The sequence below is a fragment of the Planococcus rifietoensis genome (genome assembly GCF_001465795.2).
Taxonomy (GTDB): Bacteria; Bacillota; Bacilli; order Bacillales_A; family Planococcaceae; genus Planococcus; species Planococcus rifietoensis.
This window is the reverse complement of the sequence record NZ_CP013659.2, coordinates 3,275,001-3,277,500: the sequence shown is the minus strand read 5'-3', so window position 1 is coordinate 3,277,500 and position 2,500 is coordinate 3,275,001. Positions and strand designations below refer to the sequence as shown.

The window sequence follows — 2,500 nt, the reverse complement described above, 5'->3', positions numbered from 1 at the left end:
TCTCGCAGTCAAGCTCCCTTGTGCCTTTACACTCTGCGAATGATTTCCAACCATTCTGAGGGAACCTTTGAGCGCCTCCGTTACTCTTTAGGAGGCGACCGCCCCAGTCAAACTGCCCGCCTGACACTGTCTCCCAAGCCGCTAAGGCTTGTGGGTTAGAAGTTCAATACAACCAGGGTAGTATCCCACCGACGCCTCCCCCGAAGCTGGCGCTCCGGGTTCTCTGGCTCCTACCTATCCTGTACAAGTTGCACCAAAATTCAATATCAGGCTACAGTAAAGCTCCACGGGGTCTTTCCGTCCTGTCGCGGGTAACCTGCATCTTCACAGGTACTATAATTTCACCGAGTCTCTCGTTGAGACAGTGCCCAGATCGTTACGCCTTTCGTGCGGGTCGGAACTTACCCGACAAGGAATTTCGCTACCTTAGGACCGTTATAGTTACGGCCGCCGTTTACTGGGGCTTCGGTTCGCACCTTCGCTTGCGCTAAGCACTCCCCTTAACCTTCCAGCACCGGGCAGGCGTCAGCCCCTATACGTCACCTTACGGTTTTGCAGAGACCTGTGTTTTTGCTAAACAGTCGCCTGGGCCTATTCACTGCGGCTCTCTCGGGCTGTAACACCCTACCAGAGCACCCCTTCTCCCGAAGTTACGGGGTCATTTTGCCGAGTTCCTTAACGAGAGTTCACTCGCTCACCTTAGAATTCTCTTCTCGCCTACCTGTGTCGGTTTGCGGTACGGGCACCTCCCGCCTCGCTAGAGGCTTTTCTTGGCAGTGTGAAATCAGGGACTCTGAGGTAAACCTCTTGCCATCACTGCTTGATGTTATATAGAAACGGGATTTGCCTCGTTTCTCATCTCACAACTTGGACGTGCACAACCAACGGCACGCTCACCCTATCCTTCTGCGTCCCCCCATTGCTCAAACGGCGGGGAGGTGGTACAGGAATATCAACCTGTTGTCCATCGTCTACGCCTATCGGCCTCGACTTAGGTCCCGACTAACCCTGAGCGGACGAGCCTTCCTCAGGAAACCTTAGGCATTCGGTGGACGGGATTCTCACCCGTCTTTCGTTACTCATACCGGCATTCTCACTTCTAAGCGCTCCACCAGTCCTTCCGGTCTGACTTCAACGCCCTTAGAACGCTCTCCTACCACGGACATCTACGATGTCCATCCACAGCTTCGGTAATCCGTTTAGCCCCGGTACATTTTCGGCGCAGTGTCACTCGACCAGTGAGCTATTACGCACTCTTTAAATGATGGCTGCTTCTAAGCCAACATCCTGGTTGTCTAAGCAACGCCACATCCTTTTCCACTTAACGGATATTTGGGGACCTTAGCTGGTGGTCTGGGCTGTTTCCCTCTTGACTACGGATCTTATCACTCGCAGTCTGACTCCCAAGCATAAATCACTGGCATTCGGAGTTTGTCTGAATTCGGTAACCCGGGATGGGCCCCTAGTCCAAACAGTGCTCTACCTCCAGGATTCTTATCTTGAGGCTAGCCCTAAAGCTATTTCGGAGAGAACCAGCTATCTCCAGGTTCGATTGGAATTTCTCCGCTACCCACACCTCATCCCCGCACTTTTCAACGTGCGTGGGTTCGGGCCTCCAGTAAGTGTTACCTTACCTTCACCCTGGACATGGGTAGATCACCTGGTTTCGGGTCTACAACTGCATACTCACTCGCCCTATTCAGACTCGCTTTCGCTGCGGCTCCGGCTTCTCACCTTAACCTTGCATGCAATCGTAACTCGCCGGTTCATTCTACAAAAGGCACGCTATCACCCATTAACGGGCTCTAACTACTTGTAGGCACACGGTTTCAGGATCTATTTCACTCCCCTTCCGGGGTGCTTTTCACCTTTCCCTCACGGTACTGGTTCACTATCGGTCACTAGGAAGTATTTAGCCTTGGGAGATGGTCCTCCCGGATTCCGACGGAATTTCTCGTGTTCCGCCGTACTCAGGATCCACTCTGGAGGGAACGAACTTTCAGCTACGGGGCTATTACCCTATCTTGCGGACCGTTCCAGGTCGCTTCGCTTAATCCGTTCCTTTGTAACTCCGTATAGAGTGTCCTACAACCCCAGAAGGCAAGCCTTCTGGTTTGGGCTGATCCCGTTTCGCTCGCCGCTACTTGGGGAATCGCATTTGCTTTCTCTTCCTTCAGGTACTTAGATGTTTCAGTTCCCTGAGTCTGCCTTCTCATGTGCTATGTATTCACACATGGATACTGCTCCATTACGAACAGTGGGTTTCCCCATTCGGAAATCCCCGGATCACAGCTCACTTACAGCTCCCCGAGGCATATCGGTGTTAGTGCCGTCCTTCTTCGGCTCCTAGTGCCAAGGCATCCACCGTGCGCCCTTATTAACTTAACCACTGAGGGTCAAAAAAAATAAGTTGATCGCAAAGCGATCACGCTACTTGATGCTTGTTTCTTAATCAATGTCGATCTATCCAGTTTTCAAAGAACAAGTTTGAAAGTCAATC

General features: G+C 52.0%; 1 rRNA gene (running past one end of the window). It reads right to left on the bottom strand.

From position 1 onward, the window contains the following. A 23S ribosomal RNA gene (locus AUC31_RS16200) occupies nt 1-2,388 on the bottom strand (it extends 545 nt beyond the left edge of the window). Nucleotides 2,389-2,500: the final 112 nt, after the last annotated feature.